At 70.9% G+C, this 3,961-nt stretch carries 4 protein-coding genes; 2 read left to right on the top strand and 2 right to left on the bottom strand.

The window, feature by feature from the left end; genetic code table 11:
• Window positions 1-50: 50 nt before the first annotated feature.
• Window positions 51-722 (bottom strand): response regulator transcription factor, encoded by a 672-nt coding sequence (locus ACFWFI_RS41495; RefSeq protein WP_356415905.1) that lies wholly within the window; start codon window positions 720-722, stop codon window positions 51-53.
• A 9-nt stretch (window positions 723-731) separates the two neighbouring features.
• The gene (locus ACFWFI_RS41490) at window positions 732-1,577 is read right to left on the bottom strand and encodes a RecB family exonuclease (protein ID WP_387400945.1); all 846 of its coding nucleotides are present in this window, start codon (window positions 1,575-1,577) and stop codon (window positions 732-734) included.
• A gap of 170 nt (window positions 1,578-1,747) precedes the next feature.
• On the opposite strand from ACFWFI_RS41490, the gene ACFWFI_RS41485 reads away from it, so the two are divergent.
• Both ACFWFI_RS41485 and ACFWFI_RS41480 read left to right on the top strand, forming a co-directional pair.
• The gene (locus ACFWFI_RS41485; RefSeq protein WP_387400943.1) at window positions 1,748-2,998 is read left to right on the top strand and encodes a site-2 protease family protein; all 1,251 of its coding nucleotides are present in this window, start codon (window positions 1,748-1,750) and stop codon (window positions 2,996-2,998) included.
• A gap of 42 nt (window positions 2,999-3,040) precedes the next feature.
• A complete protein-coding gene (locus ACFWFI_RS41480) occupies window positions 3,041-3,949 on the top strand; it encodes a tRNA (adenine-N1)-methyltransferase (RefSeq protein WP_387400941.1) in 909 nt (302 codons plus the stop codon).
• Window positions 3,950-3,961 lie beyond the last annotated feature (12 nt).

Below are 3,961 nucleotides of genomic sequence, written 5' to 3'. Positions count from 1 at the left end.
GTCCGGGGCCACTGGCCCCGGACCGCGCCGGTCTCACGTTCCGCCCCGGCTCACTGGGCGCCGGGACGCACCAGTCCGCTCTCGTACGCGTAGACGGCGGCCTGCACGCGGTCGCGCAGGCCGAGCTTCGTCAGCACATGCCCCACATGCGTCTTGACCGTCGTCTCGCTCACGAAGAGGTCGGCCGCGATCTCCGCGTTCGACAGACCGCGCGCCACCAGCTTCAGCACCTCCACCTCGCGCTCGGTGAGGGTGTGCAGGGCGTCCGGGACGGCCTCCTCGCCCGAGGGCAGATGGTCGGCGTACTTGTCGAGCAGACGGCGCGTGATGCTCGGAGCCAGCATCGCCTCTCCCGCGGCCACCACCCGGATGGCCTGCACCAGCTCGTTGGCCGGCGCGTCCTTCAGCAGGAAGCCGCTGGCACCGGCGCGCAGCGCCTCCACCACGTACTCGTCGAGGTCGAACGTCGTCAGCACCAGGACCTTCGCCGGGCCGTCCCGCCCGGGACCCGTGATCTGGCGGGTCGCCTCGACGCCGTCCATCCGCGGCATCCGGATGTCCATGAGCACGACATCGGGCTGCAGCGCCCGCACCTGATCGATGGCCTGCAGGCCGTCACCGGCCTCACCGACCACCGCGAGATCGCCCTCCGCCTCCAGAATCATCCGGAAGCCGGTGCGCAGCAGTGGTTGATCATCGACGAGCAGGACGCGGATAGCCACGTAATCTCCTTAAGGGCCTTCGAGGGCCACCGGTCGACCGGCCTCGGACCGGGCCGGCTCCATTCTGCCCTGCACAGCCTCCACCGATTCGGCCGGGCGCACGGACAGCGGATAGACCGGGGGAGTCCCGCCGAACTCCGGACAGACCGCCCGGTGGTCGCACCAGCCGCACAGCTTCGTCGGCCTCGGCCGCCACTCGCCCGTCTCGGTGGCCAGCCGGATCGCGTCCCACAGCGCGAGCAGCTTGCGCTCCACCCGCTCGAGGTCGGCCGGAACGGGGTCGTACGTCAGCACGTCACCGCTGCCGAGGTAGACGAGCTGGAGGCGGCGCGGCACAACATTCTTCAGGCGCCACACCACCAGGGCGTAGAACTTCATCTGGAACAGGGCGCCCTCCGCGTACTCCGGCCGCGGTGCCTTGCCCGTCTTGTAGTCCACGATGCGGACGTCGCCCGTCGGGGTCACGTCGACGCGGTCGATCACCCCGCGCAGCCGCAGCCCCGAATCCAGCTCGGTCTCGACGAACAGCTCCCGCTCGGCCGGCTCCAGGCGCGTCGGGTCCTCCAGCGAGAACCAGCGCTCCACGAGCCGCTCCGCCTCGCCCAGCCAGCCCGCGAGCCGCTCCCCCTCGGGATCCCCATCGAACAGCTCCGTGAGCTCGGGCTTCGACTCAAGCAGCCGGTCCCACTGGCCGGGGATCAGCGCCTTGGCCCTCGGCGCCGTACGGTCCACCGCCGGGACGTCGAACAGGCGCTCCAGCACCGCATGCACCAGCGTGCCCCGGGTAGCAGCCTCACTGGGCTTCTCGGGCAGCTTGTCGATGACCCGGAAGCGGTACAGCAGGGGGCATTGCATGAAATCGCTCGCGCGCGACGGCGACAGGGACGAGGGTGGCTGAGGCGGGCGCGGTACGGACGTCATGTCGCAGACCCTACGGCCCGCCACTGACACCCAGCGGCATACCATCGACGACAGAGCTCGCACACAGCATGATCATGGCGGAAGCCACCGACCGGAGGGACCCCGTGGACGAGAGCGGCGACAGCGGGCGCCCGCAGCCCGGCGCAGGGGGCAAGGACCCCGGCACCGGACCGGACAAGGGCAAACCGCGACGCCCGGCGGAACCGGGTGGCGGCCTGCTCATGGGCCGTCCCTTCGGCGTGCCGGTGTACGTGGCACCCAGCTGGTTCGTCGTCGCGGCTCTGATCACCTGGGTCTTCGGCGGCCAGCTCGACCGCGTCCTGCCGGAACTCGGCGGAGCCCGCTACCTGGTCGCGCTCTTCTTCGCGATCGCCTTCTACGCGTCCGTGCTCGTCCACGAGCTCGCGCACACCGTCGCCGCCCTGCACTACAAGCTGCCGGTGCGCCGCATCCAGCTCCAGTTCTTCGGCGGCGTCTCCGAGATCGAGAAGGAATCGGAGACCCCCGGCCGCGAGTTCGTCCTCGCCTTCGTGGGGCCCCTGCTGTCCCTCGTCCTCGGCGGTCTCTTCTACATCCCGCTCCAGTTCGTCGAAGCGGGCACAGTCCCCGGCGTGCTCCTCGCCGGGCTGATGGTCTCCAACCTCATCGTCGCCGCCTTCAACCTGCTGCCCGGCCTGCCCCTGGACGGCGGACGCATGCTCCGCGCCGTCGTCTGGAAGATCACGGGAAAGCCGATGAGCGGCACCGTCGCCGCCGCTTGGGTCGGCCGGGGCCTTGCCGTCACCGTCCTCATCGGGCTGCCACTCCTCACCCACACGGGCGCCCTCGGCAACGCCACCACCGAGATCAGCGGCATGGAGACCGTCACCGACGCGCTGCTCGCCGCGATCCTCGCCGGCATCATCTGGACCGGCGCCGGCAACAGCCTGCGCATGGCACGTCTCCGCGAACACCTCCCCGATCTGCGGGCCCGCACCCTCACCCGGCGCGCGGTGCCCGTCGAGTCGGCCACCCCGCTCTCCGAGGCGCTCCGACGCGCCAACGAGGCCGGCGCCCGCGCCCTGGTCGTCGTCGACGGGCAGGGCAGCCCGAAGGGTGTCGTCCGGGAGGCGGCCATCGCCGGCGTCCCCGAGCACCGCCGGCCCTGGGTGGCCGTCAGCGGCCTCGCCCAGGACATCACCGACGGGATGAAGGTCCCCGCCGAACTCGCGGGCGAGGCACTCCTGGACCGGCTGAAGGCCACCCCGGCCACCGAGTACCTGGTGGTCGAGGACACGGGTGAGATCTACGGCGTCCTCTCCACCGCCGACGTCGAGCGAGCCTTCGTCAAGGCCATGGCCCGTCCCTCGGCCTGACGCCCCGGAAAGCGGCCCCCGAAATACCGGTAGGCTGGTCACATGTCCGAACCGACCGGTGCCGCCCGCCGTCGCGGCCCATTCAAAGTCGGGGACCAGGTCCAGCTCACCGACCCCAAGGGACGCCACTACACCTTCACGCTCGAGGCCGGAAAGAACTTCCACACCCACAAGGGTTCTTTCCCCCACGACGAGCTGATCGGTGCTCCCGAGGGCAGTGTTGTCCGTACCACGGGAAACGTCGCCTATCTCGCGCTGCGCCCCCTGCTCCCCGACTACGTCCTGTCCATGCCCCGCGGTGCCGCCGTGGTCTACCCCAAGGACGCGGGGCAGATCCTGGCCTTCGCCGACATCTTCCCCGGCGCCCGCGTCGTGGAAGCGGGAGTGGGCTCCGGAGCGCTCAGCACCTTCCTGCTGCGCGCCATCGGCGAGCAGGGCATGCTGCACTCCTACGAGCGCCGCGAGGACTTCGCCGAGATCGCCCAGCAGAACGTGGAGCGCTACTTCGGCTCCCCGCACCCCGCCTGGGAGCTCACCGTCGGCGACCTCCAGGACAACCTCTCGGACACCGACGTCGACCGCGTCGTCCTGGACATGCTCGCCCCGTGGGAGTGCCTCGAGGCCGTCTCCAAGGCCCTGGTGCCCGGCGGCATCCTCTGCGCGTACGTCGCGACCACGACCCAGCTCTCGCGAACCGTCGAGTCCATCCGCGAGATCGGCTGCTTCGCCGAACCGCAGCCGTGGGAGTCGATGATCCGCAACTGGCACGTCGAAGGCCTGGCCGTCCGCCCGGACCACCGGATGATCGGCCACACCGGCTTCCTCGTCACCGCCCGCCGCCTCGCGGACGGCGTCGAGCCGCCGCTGCGCCGCCGCCGCCCCTCCAAGGGCGCCTACGGTGAGGACTACAGCGGGCCCGGCAGCCGGAGCGGCTCCGCCACCACCGACTGACCCGTGCAACAC

This window comes from Streptomyces sp. NPDC060209, from assembly GCF_042728155.1.
In the GTDB taxonomy this organism is placed as follows: domain Bacteria; phylum Actinomycetota; class Actinomycetes; order Streptomycetales; family Streptomycetaceae; genus Streptomyces.
This window is presented reverse-complemented; position numbering and strand designations above follow the sequence as displayed.